Raw genomic sequence first — 15753 nt, 5'->3', positions numbered from 1 at the left:
CATGGCGCCACGCAATTGCGACGATCAGGAATTGCGAAGTTCAGGGCGTGGCGTAATCGACCGTGATCGAGGTGTACCCGAGCGACCGCAGCATGCCCTCGAGCATCCGGCGGGTGTTGTCCTCGGCCCGCTGCGGCAGCTCACTGCTTTTAGCGGCGTCAGCGATCTTCTGCTCGCCGAGCAGGTACAGCTGCTGCAGCTTGTTCGGGTCGCCCGCGAACACATCGCCGAGATGGTTGAGCAGCCCCTTCTGCTGGGCGAACACGTAGCTCTTGTCGTGATCGAGGCTGGGCTTGTTGAGCTGGGGCGCCGGCAGCTTGACGTGGACGGTCCGGTGGTCGGCCGACTCGGTGACGGCGCCCTTCCCGACCGCGCCGAAGTCGACGTACGCCTCCACGGTGCCGGCGGCCACGAACAGCGTCCGGTCGTTGACCAGGAAGTCGGGCACGTACTTCCGGTCGTTCTGCACGTCGACGATGACCTGGAAGTTCCCCTCCGCGGCGACGAACCGGCTCATGTCCTGGATGGACTTCAGCAGCGCCGGCTGGCTACGGTCCGTGCTACGGCCACCGAACGGATTTCGCAGGTGGGGAAGGACGCCGACGGCCGTCATGCCGACGATGAGCGCGACGATCAGCGCCGCCGTGGCGGTCAGGAAGAACAGACCACGCAGCAGGCCGCCGCCGGTACGGACCACGATGGGCGGCTGCGGCGGCGCCCCGTCGCGCGGGCCGTCGGCGGGCCCGGCAGCGGAGCTGCCATCCGGGCCGTCGTCAGCGCCAGCGCTCCGGGGCCAGCCGAGGCCGGTGCGGTGGCCCGGCTTCTCCTCCTGAATGGGCAGCTCAGCGGTCGGGCGAGCATCACCCGGTGACGCCGGGGCCGCGGCCTGGCCCCGTTCGAAGCGCGTGGTCTCGTTGTCCTGGGCCATGGGTGTGTCCCCTCATCCCCCGACGCCGACACCATCCCACATACCCAGAGCGCATGATCGATACAACAGACGTCGCGATGGCCCGCCGGCTCGCGGCCGGCGCCGTCAGGACGCGAAGGCGGACAGGCCCGTCAGCTGCTGCCCCACCACCAGCTGGTGGATCTCGGAGGTGCCCTCGTAGGTCAGGACGGTCTCCAGGTTGGCGGCGTGGCGCATCACCGGGTACTCGGCGCTGATGCCGTTGGCGCCGAGGATCGTCCGGCACTGCCGGGCGATCGTGAGGGCTTCCCGGACGTTGTTGAGCTTGCCGACGCTCACCTGTTGCGGCCGCAGCGCCCCGGCGTCGGCACGGCGACCGAGGTGCAGCGCCAGCAGGTACCCCTTCTCGAGCTCCAGCGCGCTGTCGGCCAGCTTCGCCTGGGTGAGCTGGAACCCGGCGATCGGGCGGTCGAACTGCACCCGGGTCGTGGCGTAGTCGATCGCGGTGTCGAGGCAGTCACGGGCCGCGCCCAGCGCACCCCACACGATGCCGTACCGCGCCTCGGTCAGGCAGGACAGCGGCACCTTCAAGCCACGCGCCGTGGGCAGCACCGCGTCGGCGGGCAGGCGGACCTCGTCGAGCACCAGCTCACCGGTGACCGACGCGCGAAGCGACAGCTTGTGCTTGATCGTGCGGGCGCTCACGCCCGGCGTCTCGGTGGGGACGACGAACCCGTTGATCCCGTCTTCGGTACGGGCCCACACGACAGCCACGTCGGCGACCGGCGCGTTCGTGATCCACATCTTCGTGCCGGTGAGGATCCAGTCGTCGCCGTCCCGGCGGGCCCGGGTCTTCATCGAGGCCGGATCGGAGCCGTGATCGGGCTCGGTCAGCCCGAAACACCCGATCGCGTCGCCGGCGGCCATCGCCGGCAGCCACTGCTCCTTCTGCGCCTCGGAGCCGTAACGCCAGATCGCGAACATCGCCAGCGACCCCTGGACGCTCACCAGGCTGCGCAGGCCGGAGTCGCCCGCCTCCAGCTCCATGCAGGCCAGCCCGTACGCGACCGCGCTCGCCCCGGCGCAGCTGTAACCCGACAGGTGCATGCCGAGCAGGCCCAGCGCCCCGAACTCCTTGGCCAGCTCACGGACCGGCACCTCGCCGCGCTCGTACCAGTCGGCCACGTACGGCCGCACCCTGTCCGCGACGAGGCGGCGCACCACCGCACGGATCTGCAGCTCCTCCTCGGAGTGCAGCGAGTCGACGTCGATCAGATCCAGTGGTGCGACGCGGTCGGCCATGGGCTTCACGCTAACGCCTACAGCCGGAAACCATTACAGGACGAGAACCCGGACGTGGATGGAGGTGCGCTGCTGCAGGGCGGCGCGCAGCGCCCGGTGCAGGCCGTCTTCCAGGTAGAGGCCGTCCTCCCACTGCACCACGTGCGGGAAGAGATCGCCGTAGAAGGTCGAATCCTCGGCAAGCAGACGGTCGAGCGCGAGTTCCCGCTTCGTTGTGATGAGCTGATCGAGCCGGACCGGCCGCGGCGGGATCTCGGACCACTCCTTCATGGTCTTACCGTGGTCCGGGTACGGCCGCCCGTCCCGCACCGCTTTGAAGATCACCCCGGCTTACACCCCTTCCCCCACCTCGTTCCCCGCTTCGAGGACGCTGTAAGCCTACCGACAACGTGCGACGGTTTAATTTCGTACATATATGGGGGCAAATGCCGGTATCACGATGAGCTGATCTCGTAACCCGTACCCCACCGGCCGCGGTGCGTCACCTCGGCGACGGATCGCCGCCCCCGCCCCAGCGACCCCGAACGGTGGTCCGCGGCCCGGTACCCGATCGTGATCGCACCGATCGGGGTGAACTCGTCCGGGACGTCGAACGCCTTCCGGTAGCCGGGGATGTTTCCCGGCGGGATGCCGAAAAAGCACGCCCCCAGGCCCTCGTCGACCGCACCGAGCAGCATCAACAGGCTGGCGAACCCAGCGTCGACGTGCCAGTACGGCACCGGCCAGCGTGTTTCGCGGCGGTCGGTCCAGCCCTTGTCCGGCTCGGCGTAGCGCTCCAGGTACACCTCCCGGTTGGAGTGCGGCACGACGATCAGCGGCGCCCGGCGCATCCCCTGCGACCACCGGGACCCGTCCTTCCCGTCCGGGGTGGTCACCTCCCAGAACGTCCGCCGGTCCGCCTCGTCGGCCAGCACGAGGAAGCCCCAGCCCTGCGAGAAGCCGGCCGACGGCGCGTGCACGGCGTACCCGAGCAGGCGGTCGACCACCTCCGGCGGCACCGGACGGTCGGGGTCGTAGTTGCGGACCATCCGCCGCCGGCGGACGACCTCGGCGTACTCCATCCTCGTGCCCTGTCCCTACGCGCTCACGCCCGGCAGCGGGCGGATGCCCCACCTGCCGCGCCAGGTCTCACCCGGCTGGATCACGACGACGTCCCGGCCGGACCGGAACGCGTCCGGCGGGCAGGTCATCGGCTCGATCGCCACGGACCGCCGGTGCCGGTCCGGAGCCAGCGAGTCGCTCGTGAACACCTGCCACCATCCGAACGCGCCGTCGGCCCAGACCTCCGCCCCTCGGCCGTCCGCGGTGGTCAGCGTGACCGCCGAGCGACCGTCGGCGTCCCGGTCCACGTCGCCGAAAGCCGTGTCCAGCGCCAGCTCGCCGATGGGTTTCGGCTGCGTGAAGTCGTACTCGCTGCCGGCGACCTTAGCCGCGCCGATCGGCAGCATCCGGCCGTCCACCAGCAGCCGGGAGCGCCCGGGCACCCGCAGCAGCAGGTCGTCGACCCGCACACCCGGCACCTGGACATAGGGGTGGGTGGCAAGGCCGAACGGGCAGGGCCCGGCGCCGGCGTTGGTCGCGGTGTGCTCCGCGACCAGCCCGTCCGTCCCGACCGACCAGGTCGTGCGCAGCACCAGCGGCCACGGGTACCCGGGCTGCGGAACGACCTCGTACTCCACGGTGACCGAGGAGCCCGTCGCCTCGACCCGCCGCCAGCGCGCCCAGTTGACCAGACCGTGGATCGCGTTGTGCCGGGCCGGCTCGGTCAGCGTGAGCTGGTGCACGTCGCCGCCGAAGGAGTACCGCCCGTCCCGGATCCGGTTGGGCCACGGCGCGAGCACCTTCCCGGCGCTGGCCGGGCAGATCTCGTCGGCGGCGTACCCGAACAGCACGTCGACGCCGCCGGCCCGGTACTCCCGCAGGCCTCCGCCCACCTCGACCACGGTCGCCCGGTGGCCGTCAGCCTCGATCGTCCACTGGGTGCCGGAAGGAAGCTGCGTCAGCGTGTCCATGACGAGACGATATCGTCCGGTTACCGGGCGGTGTAGCGGCGCAGGGCGGGAAAGGCGACCACGAGCGCAACCGCGACGACCGATGCGGCGAGCCCGCCGCCCACCCAGGTGATCGTCAGGCCGAGCCCCTGGGCCATCAGACCGGCGCGCAGATCGCCCAGCCGCGGCCCACCCGCCACCACGGCCGTGAAGACGCCCTGCATCCGGCCCCGCAGCTCGTCCGGCGCGTACGTCTGGAGCATGGTCTGCCGGTACACCGCGCTCACCAGGTCGGCCGCGCCGCCGACGGCGAGCAGGATCACCGCGAGCCACAGCGAGTGCGCCAGCCCCGCGGCCGCCACCGCCAGCCCCCACACCACCACGGCGGCGACGAGGGCGATGCCCTGGCGGCGTACCCGCCCGATCCAGCCGGACGTGAGCCCGGCGACCACGGAGCCGATGGCGATCGCGCTGAACAGCCAGCCGACCGCGCCGACGCCGCCGAACCGGTCGGTCGCGGCCTGTGGGAACAGCGCCCGCGGCAGCGCGAGCGTCATCGCCGCGATGTCGACGGCGAACGACAGCAGCAGGACCGGTGTCGTGGCCAGGTACCGCAGCCCGAACAGCACGTCCGCCATCCGGCTGGTGGTCCGGTCGACCCGCTCCGGAGCCATCGCGGGCAGGCGCAGCGCGGCCCACAGCGCGACGGTGAACAGCACCGCGTCGACGGCGTACGCGGTCGCGACCGGGAAGCGCGCCAGGACCAGGCCGGCGCCGAGCGGCCCGGCGACGGTGCCGACGTTGGACATCGTGTAGTTGAGCGTGTTGCCGGCGGCCACTTCGTGCTCGGGGATGAGGCGTGGCACGATCGCCGACCGCGTCGGCGCGCTCACCGCGAACGCCACGGACTGCACCGCCACCAGCACCAGCAGCAGCGCCGGGCTGCGCAGCCCGAACAGCCCCTGTGCGAAGAGCCCCAGCGTGCTCGCCCACATCAGCAGGGAGCTGGCCAGCAGCACGAGCCGCCGGTCGAACGCGTCCGCCACGGCCCCGCCCCACAGCGCGAAGATCAGCAGCGGTACGAGGCCGGCGACGCCGAGGTAACCGACCCAGGCCGAGGAGTGTGTGAGGGCGAACATCTGCACGGGTACGGCGACCGCGGTGAACTGGTAGCCGAAGAAGGAGACGGCCGACCCGATGAACATCCGCCGGTACGCCGGGTGCCGCAGCGGCCGGACATCGATCGCGTGCCGCGCGAGCCAGCCCCGCCCACCCTCAGATCCGTCGCCTGCGGCGCCGGTCGGCTCCGTCGCCTCCCCCGCCAGGGCCTCCGGCAGCGGCTCGCCGCCACCCGTTCCGTCCGCGGCGACGAGCCCCGATCTGTCCTCGCTCAGTTGTCTGCCTTTCTCGTGGATCTTGGACAATTGACGGGCCTGTCACCCCGCCAGGTGTCCATGATCGCCGAAGCCGGGGAGCGTCACGGCGCGAGCCGTTCGACCACCCAGCTTCCGTCGGTGCACCGGAAGCGCAGCCGGTCGTGCAGCCGGCTCTCCCGGCCCTGCCAGAACTCCACGGTCTCGGGCACCACGCGCAGCCCACCCCAGCGCTCCGGCGGCGGGACCTCATCCCCCTCCGGCCAGCGCCGGTCCATCTCGGCCCAGGCCTCGTCGAGCTCCGCGCGGGACTCGACGACCGACGACTGCGGACTGGCCCACGCGCCGAGCCGGGCGCCGCGCGGCCGCAACGCGAAGTACGCCTCCGTGTCGGCGCGGTCCACCCGCTCCACGGTGCCGCACACCACCACCTGGCGATGGATCGGAAACCAGGGGAAGACCAGGCTCGCGTACGGGTTCGCCAGCGCCTCGCGGCCCTTGCGGGACTCGTAGTTGGTGTAGAGCGTGAACCCCCGGGCGTCGTACGCCTTGAGCAGGACCGTACGCGCGCTGGGCCGGCCGTCCGGGGCGGCGGTCGCGAAGACCATGGCGTTGGGCTCGGGCAGACCGGCGGTGATCGCGTCGGCCATCCACCGCCCGAACTGGGTCAGCCAGTCCGGCGCCAGGTCCGCCTCGTCCAGCCCGGTGCTCGAGATGTAATCCCGCCGCATACGGGCCAGGTCCGCCTCATTCGCGGGTGTGCTGGGGGTCACGCCACCAACCTTCCGTCATCGACCCTGAAATGCGTGAAGATGTGTCGCGCGAAACACAATCGTGTGAACACTTTCCCTCGCCCGACAGCGAGTGGAGCCGCAGAATGATCCGAAGGGCTACCAGTCAGTAGTAGCAGCAGCGCCAGCAAAGACGTAGGAGTGAGAGATGTCCGATTTCAAGCCTGGCCTTGAAGGTGTCATCGCCTTCGAATCGCAGATCGCCGAGCCCGACAAGGCAGGCGGAGCGCTGCGCTACCGCGGGGTCGACATCGAGGACCTCATCGGCCAGGTTTCGTTCGGCAACGTCTGGGCGCTGCTGGTCGACGGCAAGTTCGGCCCGGGCCTGCCGCCCGCCGAACCGTTCCCGCTGCCCGTGCACTCCGGCGACATCCGCGTCGACGTACAGTCCGCGGTCGCGATGCTGGCCCCGTACTGGGGCCTCGGCCAACTGCTCGACATCAGTGACGAGCAGGCGCGTGAGGACCTGGCCCGGGTCAGCGTGACCGCGCTGTCGTTCGTGGCGCAGGCCGCCCGCGGCCTCGGCCTGCCGGCGGTGCCCCAGAAGGAGATCGACAAGGCCCAGACCATCGTCGAGCGCTTCATGAAGCGCTGGCGGGGCGAGCCCGACCCCCGCCACGTCAAGGCGGTGGACGCGTACTTCATCTCCGCGGCCGAGCACGGCATGAACGCCTCCACGTTCACCGCCCGCGTAGTCGCCTCGACCGGCGCGGACGTGGCCGCCTGCATCTCCTCGGGCATCGGCGCGCTGTCGGGACCGCTGCACGGCGGCGCCCCGTCGCGCGTGCTCAGCATGCTCGAAGAGGTCGAGCGCACCGGCGACGCGGTCGGCTACGTCAAGGGCGTACTCGACCGCGGCGAGCGGCTGATGGGCTTCGGACACCGCGTCTACCGGGCCGAGGACCCGCGCGCCCGGGTGCTCCGGCGCACCGCCCGCGAGCTGGGCGCACCCCGCTTCGAGGTCGCCGAGGCGCTGGAGAAGGCCGCGCTCGACGAGCTGCACAGCCGCCGCCCGGACCGGGTGCTCGCGACGAACGTGGAGTTCTGGTCGGCCGTCGTCCTCGACTTCGCCGAGGTACCCGCGCACATGTTCACCTCCATGTTCACCTGTGCCCGGGTCGCCGGCTGGAGCGCGCACGTGCTGGAGCAGAAGAAGCTGGGACGCCTGGTCCGCCCGTCGGCGAACTACGTCGGCCCCGGCCCCCGCAAGCCGCAGGATGTCGAGGGCTGGGACGAGATTCCCCACGGCGCCTGAGGAGCGCCCGTACGCTCTGCGGTGTGGCGAAGGAGCGGGTCGATCCGGCAGCGGCCGCCGATGACGAGGATCGGGGCAGCTGGCACCTGCGCGGCGTCGGCAGCTGGGCGTTCGCGCTCGCGCTGTGGCTCGCCGCCACGGGCGGCGTTGGCCTGTTCTCCCGGGAGGGCATCGAGGTCGCGCTGGCCCGTCTCGGCGGTGTTCCCGGCACCGTGACGATCGAGAACTGTGCCCACAGCAGCAGCTACGCGCTCTGTTACGGGCCGTTCTCGGCGGCCGACGGCTCGGTCCGCAGGCAGCGGATCGAGCTGCGCACGCTCCGTCACGACCGGCCGGGGGCGGTCGAGCGGACGTGGCTGCCCGACCGTTCCGCGACGCATGCCTGGGCCGGTGACATCAGCCCCTGGCGCCAGCTCCTGCCCGCCGCCCCGTTCGCGCTGCTGACCCTGATCCAGACGGTGTGGATCATGCTGAGCTGGCGGGCCTGGCGTCGCCGGCGCAGGCTGACGCGCGACGAGAACCCGCCCGCAGCGCCCACGCGCGACGACGTGGTCCGGCACCGCGAGACGACGCCTCCCCGGCCGGTCGGGGTCGCCCGGCCGCCGGCCGCGACCGGCGCACCGACACCGGCGATCACGATCAGTGATCGAGGACATCCGCTCGGTGCGGTAGGCGGGGCGGATCGACGACAGCCGGGATGGCAGGATCTGCGGGGTACGGCAGCGCCGCCGGGTCCGTCCATCCCGCAGCAGCGGGACCGCCCCCCACCCTGGGAGAGACCGGAACATGGCTGACATCCGCATCCCCGACGACCTCAAACCGGGTGACGGTCGGTTCGGGTGCGGGCCGAGCAGGGTCCGCGCCGAAGCGGTGGAGGCGCTCGCCGCCGTCGCCGACACGTACCTGGGCACGTCACACCGGCAGAAGACGGTGCGCGACCAGGTCGCGCGGCTGCGCCGGGGGCTGGCCGACCTGTTCAACCTGCCCTCCGGGTACGAGGTGGTGCTCGGCAACGGCGGCACCACGGCCTTCTGGGAGGTCGCGACGTTCTCCCTGATCCGCGCGCATGCCCAGTTCGCGAGCTTCGGCGAGTTCGGGGCCAAGTTCGCCCAGGCGGTACGCGACGCGCCCTTCCTGGCCGAGCCGACCGTGCACACCACCGAACCGGGTACGGCGGCGGCGCTGCGGGCGCAGCCAGGCGTCGACTCGTACTGCACGCCGCAGAACGAGACCTCGACCGGTGTGGCCGTCCCGGTCCGGCGGGTGGCCGGGATCGACGACGGCGCGCTGATGCTGCACGACGCGACGTCGGCGGCCGGCGGCCTCGACGTCGACGTCGCCGAGACCGACGTGTACTATTTCGCGCCGCAGAAGAATTTCGCCTCCGACGGCGGGCTGTGGATCGCACTGCTGTCGCCGGCCGCGATCGCCCGGGCGCGCGAGATCAAGGAATCCGGCCGCTACATCCCGGCCTTCCTCGACCTCGTCACGGCGATTGAGAACTCGCGGCTCGAGCAGACCCTCAACACCCCGGCGCTCGCCACGATCTTCCTCGCCGCCGAGCAGGTCGACTGGATGTTGGCCCACGGTGGCCTCGCCTGGGCGGCCAAGCGCTGCGCCGAGAGCGCCGCGATCCTGTACGGCTGGGCCGAACAGTCCCCGGTCGCCACGCCGTTCGTGCTCGACCCGGGGCTGCGCTCCAACGTGGTTGTCACGATCGACTTCGTCGATGAGGTGGACGCTGCGACGGTCGCCAAGGTGCTGCGCGCCAACGGCATCGTCGACGTCGATCCGTACCGCAAGCTGGGCCGCAACCAGCTGCGGGTGGCGACGTTCCCGGCCACCGACCCGGCCGACGTGGAGGCGCTGACCCGGTGCGTCGACTACGTGGTCGAACGGCTCTGAACGGGGTTCAACGCGCGCTGGAGCGGATGGTGGAGGCCGGGTACGGGCCCGGCCTCTTCGCGCGCGTCACACAGGACGGGGTCGAACAGGTCACGGCCGCCGCCGGAGCGGCCGACCTGGCCGACAGCCGGCCGATCAGCCCGACCGACCGGTTCCGGATCGGCAGCATCACCAAGGCGTTCGTCGCGACGGTCGTGCTGCAACTGGTCGCCGAGGGGCGGATCGCGGTCGAGGATCCGGTCGGCGGCTGGCTTCCGGAGTACCCGCTGCATCCGGAGCTCACGCTGGGGCACCTGCTGGCGCTGCGCTCCGGGCTGCCCTGCTACACCGGAGCGCTGATCGGCAACCCGCCCGACTGGCGGGTGCTCGACCGCTACCACGCCCCGGAGGATCTGGTACGCCTCGCGCTGACCCTCGACGGCCACACCCCGCCGGGGCTGGCCCACCGCCGCTCCAGTACGGATTATCTGCTGCTCGGTCTCGTCGTGGAGTGGGTCACCGGCCAGCGGCTCGACGCGCAGGTGTGGCAACGGATCATCGCGCCGCTCCAGCTGCGCGACACGTACTTCCCGACCGTCGACCCGACGCTGCGGGGCCGGCACGCCGCCGGGTACGTGCGCTGCGACGGCCGGTACCGGCCATGCCCGGAGGTCACCCCGTCGCAGTCGTGGGCCTCCGGGGCGATGGTGTCCACCCCGGCCGACCTCGCCCGGTTCTTCGACGCGCTGCTCGACGGCGAACTGCTGCCGCCCGACCAGTTGGCGGCGATGCGGGCGGCCGTTGCGATCGACGATCAGCACGGCTACGGGTACGGCCTGCACCGGTTCCGGTTCGACGACGGCACCGTGGGCTTCGGCCACTACGGGGTGGCCCCCGGCTACGAATCGCTGGTGGTACGCATTGATACCGGCAGAACTGTCGTGTTATATCGGAACAGTTTCGACAAGGCGTCGCCATTGCCGTGGAACAACCTTGTCATGTCCGCCGCACGTGGCTGACCTTGTATCTTTTCGGTCTCTCCGGCGCGGCAGCCAGCGAAACAGCTAGGGTGACGCGTACTGTTTCCTCAACCGAGCATCACACGTAGCTGCTCACAGGTGGACGGAGGCATGGGATGCGACCGGTTCGGTTCGTCGCCCTCTCCGAGGACGGAAACGCACTCGTACTCACCGATGAGGTCGGGCGCCTGCTGGCGCTGCCGGTCGACGACCGCCTCGCCGGGGCGTTACGAGTCGAGCGCCCGGCCGGGGCACCAGCGCCCCACCCGGCCAGCGCCGCGCACGACTTCGGCACCGCCTCACCCCTGTCGCCACGAGACATCCAGGCCCGCATCCGCGCGGGTGAATCCGCCGAGGACGTTGCGCGGGTGGCGGGGGTCCCGGTCGACCGGGTGCTGCGCTACGCCGGCCCGGTGCTCCAGGAGCGGGCCATGCTCGCCCAGCACGCGCGCAGCACGAAGCTGAAGAACTCCGAGAGCGGCGCCTCGCTCGCGCAGGTGGTCGACGTCCGGCTGGCACAGCACGGCATCGACAACGAGAAGATCTCCTGGGACGCGTACCGCCGCGACGACGGCAGCTGGCGCATCGTCGCCACCTGGCCCAGCGGCAAGGCCACCGCGCAGGCGATCTGGGAGCTGGACAAGGCGCGCCAGCTCGTCACCCCGCACGACGACATGGCGCAGTACCTGTGCGCCGAGCGCCCCACCCCGATCCTCGGCCAGGACCCGCCGGCCCCGCAGCACGTGCCAGGTGAGCTGAGCCGTGGTGGACATGAGCCGATGCGGCCGGCCGCCGACACCGCCCGGCGCGAATCCCGCCCCGGCCGAGGCCTCGCCGACCCGATCCGCTCCGGCCGGGACGCGCTCCTCGCCTCGCTCGAACGGCCGCTGGAGGGTCAGGGCACCAGCACCCGCCTCAGCCCGGCGGTCGGGACCGCCCCCGTACCCTCGCCCGAGCCCAGCCGCCAGCCCGTCCGGGGCGGTGCGGCCGCCGTGCTCGGCTCCACCACGTCGACCGGCCCGGCCGGCTCCGCCTTCGACGAAGACGACGACGTCGCTCGGGCCGTTCCGGACGTGCCGTCGCTGGCGGTCCTGCGCCCGCGCCGTAACACCGCCCCAGCCGCCGGCGGCACAGAGTCGACCGGCGAGAAGCCGCGCAAGCGCCTTCCCAGCTGGGACGACGTGCTCTTCGGGGGCGCTCCGGCCCGCGAGTCCTCCTGATCGATCCCCAACCGAAGGGGCGGCCGTCAACGGCCGCCCCTTTTGTGCGCCCGGCTGCGGTCCCCTCCACCGGCCTAGGGTGGATCCATGGAGTACACGAATCTTGGACGCACCGGACTGCTGGTGAGCCGGCTCTGCCTCGGCACGATGAACTTCGGCCCCAAGACCTCGGAGGACGACAGTTACGCGATCATGGATCGCGCGCTCGACCACGGGCTCAACTTTTTCGATACCGCCAACGTGTACGGCTGGAAGACCGGCGAGGGCGTCACCGAGCAGATCATCGGCCGCTGGCTCGCCCAGGGCGGCGGGCGCCGGGACAAGGTCGTCCTCGCCACCAAGGTGTACGGGAAGATGGGCGAGTGGCCCAACGAGCAGGGCCTGTCGGCGCGCCACATCATCCGCGCCTGCGACGATTCGCTGCGCCGGTTGCAGACCGACTGGATCGATCTGTTCCAGATGCACCACGTCTCGCGGACCACGCCGTGGGAGGAGATCTGGCAGGCGATGGAGATCCTAGTGGCGCAGGGCAAGGTGCGCTACGTCGGCTCCTCGAACTTCGCCGGCTGGCACCTGGTCGCCGCCCAGGAGTCGGCGGCCCGCCGGCACTTCCTCGGCCTGGTGAGCGAGCAGTGCATCTACAACCTGCTCACCCGCTTCGTTGAGCTGGAGGTCGTACCCGCCGCGATCGAGTACGGCATCGGCATCATCCCGTGGTCGCCGCTGCACGGCGGACTGCTGTCCGGCGCGCTCCGCAAGCAGCGCGAGGGTACCGGCGCACGGTCGGCCGAGGGCCGGTCGAGCCAGGATCTCGAGGCCCACCGCGAGGCGATCGAGGCGTACGAGAAGCTCGCCGCCGAGCTGGGCCATGACCCGGCGGACGTCGCGCTGGCCTGGCTGCTGTCCCGGCCGGGCGTGACGGCGCCCATCGTCGGTCCGCGCACGATCGAGCAGCTGGACAGCTCGCTGCGGGCGCTGGAGCTGAAGCTCGACGGGCAGGCGCTCGCCCGCCTGGACGAGCTGTTCCCGCCGGTGGGCAAGGGCGGCCCGGGTCCGGAGGCGTGGGCCTGGTAGCTGTCTTCCGCGATCTTGGACAGTTGGCGGGCCTGTAACCCCGCCAACTGTCCAAGATCTACGACAGGGGGGCCTCGTGCAGCACGTCGTACGACGGGCGCGGGCCGAGGTGGCTGCGCATCAGCCGGATCCCCGCGACCGTCCATACGGGCCCCTCGTACGCGCCCAGACTCGCGAGGTCGGCGGCCAGCTCATCGGCTGTGATCCGGTCACCGGGCCGGGCCACGGTGACATGCGGACGGAAGCGCTTGTTGTCGTACGGCAGGTGCGCCGCACGTAGCTCACCACGCAACGCCTCGGCGACGCCGGCAAGCTCGTCGAGGTCGCCGCGCAGGCCGGCCCAGAGCGTCGTGAACCGGCCCCGGCCGAACGTGCCGCCACCGGCGATCCGCACGGCCGGCGCGCCGCTGGGATCGCCGGTACGGTCGGCGCGCCAGCGCTCCACCGCCCGGTCCACCGTGGACCGGGCGGCGTCCGCTTTCGGATCCGGCACCTCGCCGAGGAACGCGAGCGTGATGTGCCACTGGTCGGGCGGCGCGAGCCGCACCGACCGGCCGGGTTCGCGCGGCTGCCCCACACTGAGGCGGCGCACGACGCCCTCGAAGTCCTCCCGCACGTGGTCCGGCGGGTAGGCGGCGACGAACAGCCTCACAACCCCGAGGCTATCCGGCGATCACGGACGCGTCAGCGCGCCGCCGGCCGGATGGCGGGCACCCGGAAATCGATCACACGACCGTCGGCGGCCGGCTCGCGGACGTGTACGTGCGGTCGCGGCCGCATGTGCACGCCGATCTCCGCGTCCGAACGCCGTACCTGCACCACGGTCATCACGAGGCCGGCCAGCACCGAGGCGATACCGCCGATCCACAAGCCCGACCGCGGACCGAACCGCTCGTCCGCCCAACCGATGAGCATCGAGCCGAACGGCGTCGTGCCGAGGAAGATCAACATGTAGAGACCGATCACCCGGCCCCGGAACTCGGCGTCGGCGCCGAGCTGGATGCGCTGGTTGGTCGCCTGCGCAAAGTAGATCATGAAGAACCCGGTCGGGATCAGCAGCCCGATCTCCGCCAGGTAGCTGGGGGCGAACCCGGCCAGCATCTCCAACGAGCCGAACAGCAGCGCGCCCATGAGCACGATGTAGATCGACGGCCGGCCCCGGCGGCCACTGCCGGCCAGGGCACCGGCCAGCGCACCGATGGCCAGCGCCGTGGACAGCAGACCGAACGACTGTGCGCCGGAGTGGAACACCTTGGTGGCGGTGACCGCGAGCGTGACCGGGAAGTTGAAGCCGAACAGCCCCACGACCAGCATGAGCACCATCGGGATGACGAGATCCGGGCGGCGACGGGTGTAGCGCAGGCCGTCGATGATCCGAGCGTCGCGGGACGCCACGTGACCGGGCTCGTTGCGGTACAGCTCGCTCGGGCGCATCCGGATCGCCGAGATCAGCGGGCCTACGCACATCACGGCGTTGGCCACGAAGACCGGCCCGATGCCGATCCAGTCGATCGCCGCGCCGGCGACGGCCGGGCCGATGACGCGCGCCGAGTTGAACGTGGCCGCCGACAGCGCCAGCGCGTTGGGCAGCAGTTCGCGCCCGACCAGCTCGGAGACGAAGGACTGGCGTACCGGCCCCTCGATCGCGTTGATCGTGCCGGCCACGAAGGCCACCAAGAACACGTGCCACAGCTGCACCACGCCGGTCGCGACGAGGGTGGCGAGCACCCCGGCCACCACGGCGAACGCGGCGTTGACGGCGATCAGCAACTTCCGCTTGTCGAACCGGTCGGCCAGCTTGCCGCCGTACAGGGTCAGGAGCAGTACCGGCAGGAACTGCAGCGCGGTGACCGTGCCGAGCGCGGTCGGGCGCTGGTGGGACAGCTGGAGGACCAGCCAGTCCTGCGCGGTGAACTGCATCCAGACGCCGATCATCTTGACCAGCTGACCGGTGGCGAATAGCCGGTAGTTCCTGACCCGTAGGGAACGAAAGGTGTTGTTCAGCCGTAACTGCACGCTGGTGCGCGCCTCCTCCGCTGTGTCACTCGCGGCCCGGCCGGCACACCCTGCACCGGTCAGGCCCTGCTTATCCGGTCGACGATCTCCGCCGCCCGTCGGAGCGTCTCCCGCTCCTCCGCACTGAGCGCCGCGATCTGACCGCTCAACCAGGCCTCCCTGGCCCGCCGGTTGGCGGCCAGCACCGACCGGCCCGACTGCGTCGGCGAGAGGATCACCTGTCGCCCGTCGGTCGGGTGCGGGAGGCGTTGGACCAGCCCGCGGTCGACCAGCTTGGTGACGGTCCTCGTCATCGTCGGCGGCTGTACCCGTTCGGCCTCGGCCAGCTCACGCGGAGTGAGTGCGCCTGCCAGATCCAGGCTGGTGAGCGCGGAGAGCTGGCTCTGGGTCAGCTCACCGAGCGGCCTGGTCTGGCGCAGCCGGCGGTTGAGCCGGACGATCGCGTCGCGCAGCAGGGCGGCGATCCGCTCGTTCGACGCCGTGCGTACCTGCACAATCGTTAGCTTAACTAATAAGCTTAGCTAAACATGTTTGTTTGTGAGCACACTCACGCGATCACGTGGTCGGCACCGCGTACCCTGACGCCGTGCCGACCAGCGAGATACCACAGCCGACCGACGACGCCCAGCCGGCGCAGGCGCCCCGGCTCGCCGCGCTCGACCCGCCGATGGTCCCCTTCGCGATCGGCGGCATCGTGGCCTGGGCGGTGGCCGGACTCGCGCTCCTGCCGTTCCGGCATGCCCTCAGCGCGCACGGACACGGCGACTGGCTGGCGATCTGCCTGGCCGGCTTCCTGTGGGGCTTCCCCGGGCTCGCCGTCATGATCAAACATGACGGCAACCGGCGCCGGCGCCGGGGCCGGTAGCCGGCAGGGCGTCGAGGGCCGGTAGCCGGCAGGGCGTCGAGGGCCGGTAGCCGGCA

Annotated in this window: 17 protein-coding genes; 7 read left to right on the top strand and 10 right to left on the bottom strand. The window is 71.3% G+C overall.

What is annotated here, in order from left to right; all coding sequences use genetic code 11:
• Positions 1 to 40 precede the first annotated feature (40 nt).
• The 7 genes from HC031_RS24540 to pdxH all read right to left on the bottom strand — a co-directional run bounded on the left by HC031_RS24540 (position 41) and on the right by pdxH (position 6346).
• On the bottom strand, positions 41 to 928 hold the full coding sequence (locus HC031_RS24540) for a DUF4230 domain-containing protein (protein ID WP_167927766.1): 888 nt from the start codon (positions 926 to 928) through the stop codon (positions 41 to 43).
• 105 nt (positions 929 to 1033) lie between these two features.
• Positions 1034 to 2209, bottom strand: coding sequence for an acyl-CoA dehydrogenase family protein (locus HC031_RS24535; RefSeq protein ID WP_167927765.1), 1176 nt, complete (start codon positions 2207 to 2209; stop codon positions 1034 to 1036).
• 33 nt (positions 2210 to 2242) lie between these two features.
• Positions 2243 to 2533 carry a type II toxin-antitoxin system VapB family antitoxin gene (locus tag HC031_RS24530; protein ID WP_167927764.1) on the bottom strand — a complete coding sequence of 97 codons (291 nt, stop codon included), beginning with the start codon at positions 2531 to 2533 and terminating at the stop codon, positions 2243 to 2245.
• A gap of 110 nt (positions 2534 to 2643) precedes the next feature.
• A complete protein-coding gene (locus HC031_RS24525) occupies positions 2644 to 3270 on the bottom strand; it encodes a nitroreductase family protein (RefSeq protein WP_167927763.1) in 627 nt (208 codons plus the stop codon).
• Positions 3271 to 3285: 15 nt separating this feature from the next.
• Complete coding sequence (locus HC031_RS24520) at positions 3286 to 4221, bottom strand: aldose 1-epimerase family protein (protein ID WP_167927762.1); 936 nt, start codon at positions 4219 to 4221, stop codon at positions 3286 to 3288.
• Positions 4222 to 4241: 20 nt separating this feature from the next.
• Positions 4242 to 5444 (bottom strand): MFS transporter, encoded by a 1203-nt coding sequence (locus HC031_RS24515; RefSeq protein WP_338090822.1) that lies wholly within the window; start codon positions 5442 to 5444, stop codon positions 4242 to 4244.
• Between the two features lie 233 nt (positions 5445 to 5677).
• Positions 5678 to 6346, bottom strand: coding sequence for a pyridoxamine 5'-phosphate oxidase (gene pdxH, locus HC031_RS24510; protein WP_338090819.1), 669 nt, complete (start codon positions 6344 to 6346; stop codon positions 5678 to 5680).
• Between the two features lie 166 nt (positions 6347 to 6512).
• Between pdxH and HC031_RS24505 the strand changes: the two genes are divergently transcribed.
• The 6 genes from HC031_RS24505 (at position 6513) to HC031_RS24480 (ending at position 12816) form a co-directional block, all read left to right on the top strand.
• Entirely contained in the window at positions 6513 to 7619 is a 1107-nt protein-coding gene (locus HC031_RS24505) for a citrate synthase 2 (protein ID WP_167927761.1), read from the top strand.
• Between the two features lie 23 nt (positions 7620 to 7642).
• Positions 7643 to 8413 carry a hypothetical protein gene (locus HC031_RS24500; protein WP_167927760.1) on the top strand — a complete coding sequence of 257 codons (771 nt, stop codon included), beginning with the start codon at positions 7643 to 7645 and terminating at the stop codon, positions 8411 to 8413.
• The gene (serC, locus tag HC031_RS24495; RefSeq protein ID WP_167927759.1) at positions 8406 to 9524 is read left to right on the top strand and encodes a phosphoserine transaminase; all 1119 of its coding nucleotides are present in this window, start codon (positions 8406 to 8408) and stop codon (positions 9522 to 9524) included. The genes HC031_RS24500 and serC overlap by 8 nt, the downstream gene beginning before the upstream one ends.
• Entirely contained in the window at positions 9494 to 10522 is a 1029-nt protein-coding gene (locus tag HC031_RS24490) for a serine hydrolase domain-containing protein (protein WP_338090818.1), read from the top strand. The genes serC and HC031_RS24490 overlap by 31 nt, the downstream gene beginning before the upstream one ends.
• Before the next feature lie 116 nt (positions 10523 to 10638).
• Positions 10639 to 11742 carry a septation protein SepH gene (sepH, locus tag HC031_RS24485; protein WP_167927757.1) on the top strand — a complete coding sequence of 368 codons (1104 nt, stop codon included), beginning with the start codon at positions 10639 to 10641 and terminating at the stop codon, positions 11740 to 11742.
• Between the two features lie 87 nt (positions 11743 to 11829).
• The gene (locus HC031_RS24480; RefSeq protein ID WP_167927756.1) at positions 11830 to 12816 is read left to right on the top strand and encodes an aldo/keto reductase; all 987 of its coding nucleotides are present in this window, start codon (positions 11830 to 11832) and stop codon (positions 12814 to 12816) included.
• 58 nt (positions 12817 to 12874) lie between these two features.
• Here the strand turns inward: HC031_RS24480 and thpR are convergent, their stop codons facing one another.
• From thpR to HC031_RS24465, 3 genes are read right to left on the bottom strand one after another with little or no spacing between them, the layout of a single operon-like run.
• On the bottom strand, positions 12875 to 13468 hold the full coding sequence (thpR, locus tag HC031_RS24475) for an RNA 2',3'-cyclic phosphodiesterase (RefSeq protein ID WP_167927755.1): 594 nt from the start codon (positions 13466 to 13468) through the stop codon (positions 12875 to 12877).
• 32 nt (positions 13469 to 13500) lie between these two features.
• On the bottom strand, positions 13501 to 14832 hold the full coding sequence (locus HC031_RS24470; RefSeq protein ID WP_167927754.1) for an MFS transporter: 1332 nt from the start codon (positions 14830 to 14832) through the stop codon (positions 13501 to 13503).
• A gap of 59 nt (positions 14833 to 14891) precedes the next feature.
• Positions 14892 to 15326, bottom strand: a complete 435-nt coding sequence (locus HC031_RS24465) for a MarR family transcriptional regulator (protein ID WP_167927753.1) — start codon at positions 15324 to 15326, stop codon at positions 14892 to 14894.
• Positions 15327 to 15418: 92 nt separating this feature from the next.
• On the opposite strand from HC031_RS24465, the gene HC031_RS24460 reads away from it, so the two are divergent.
• Positions 15419 to 15697 (top strand): DUF2530 domain-containing protein, encoded by a 279-nt coding sequence (locus HC031_RS24460; RefSeq protein ID WP_420813675.1) that lies wholly within the window; start codon positions 15419 to 15421, stop codon positions 15695 to 15697.
• The last annotated feature ends 56 nt before the right edge of the window (positions 15698 to 15753 follow it).

Source organism: Planosporangium thailandense, assembly GCF_011947195.1.
In the GTDB taxonomy this organism is placed as follows: domain Bacteria; phylum Actinomycetota; class Actinomycetes; order Mycobacteriales; family Micromonosporaceae; genus Planosporangium; species Planosporangium thailandense.
This window is presented reverse-complemented; position numbering and strand designations above follow the sequence as displayed.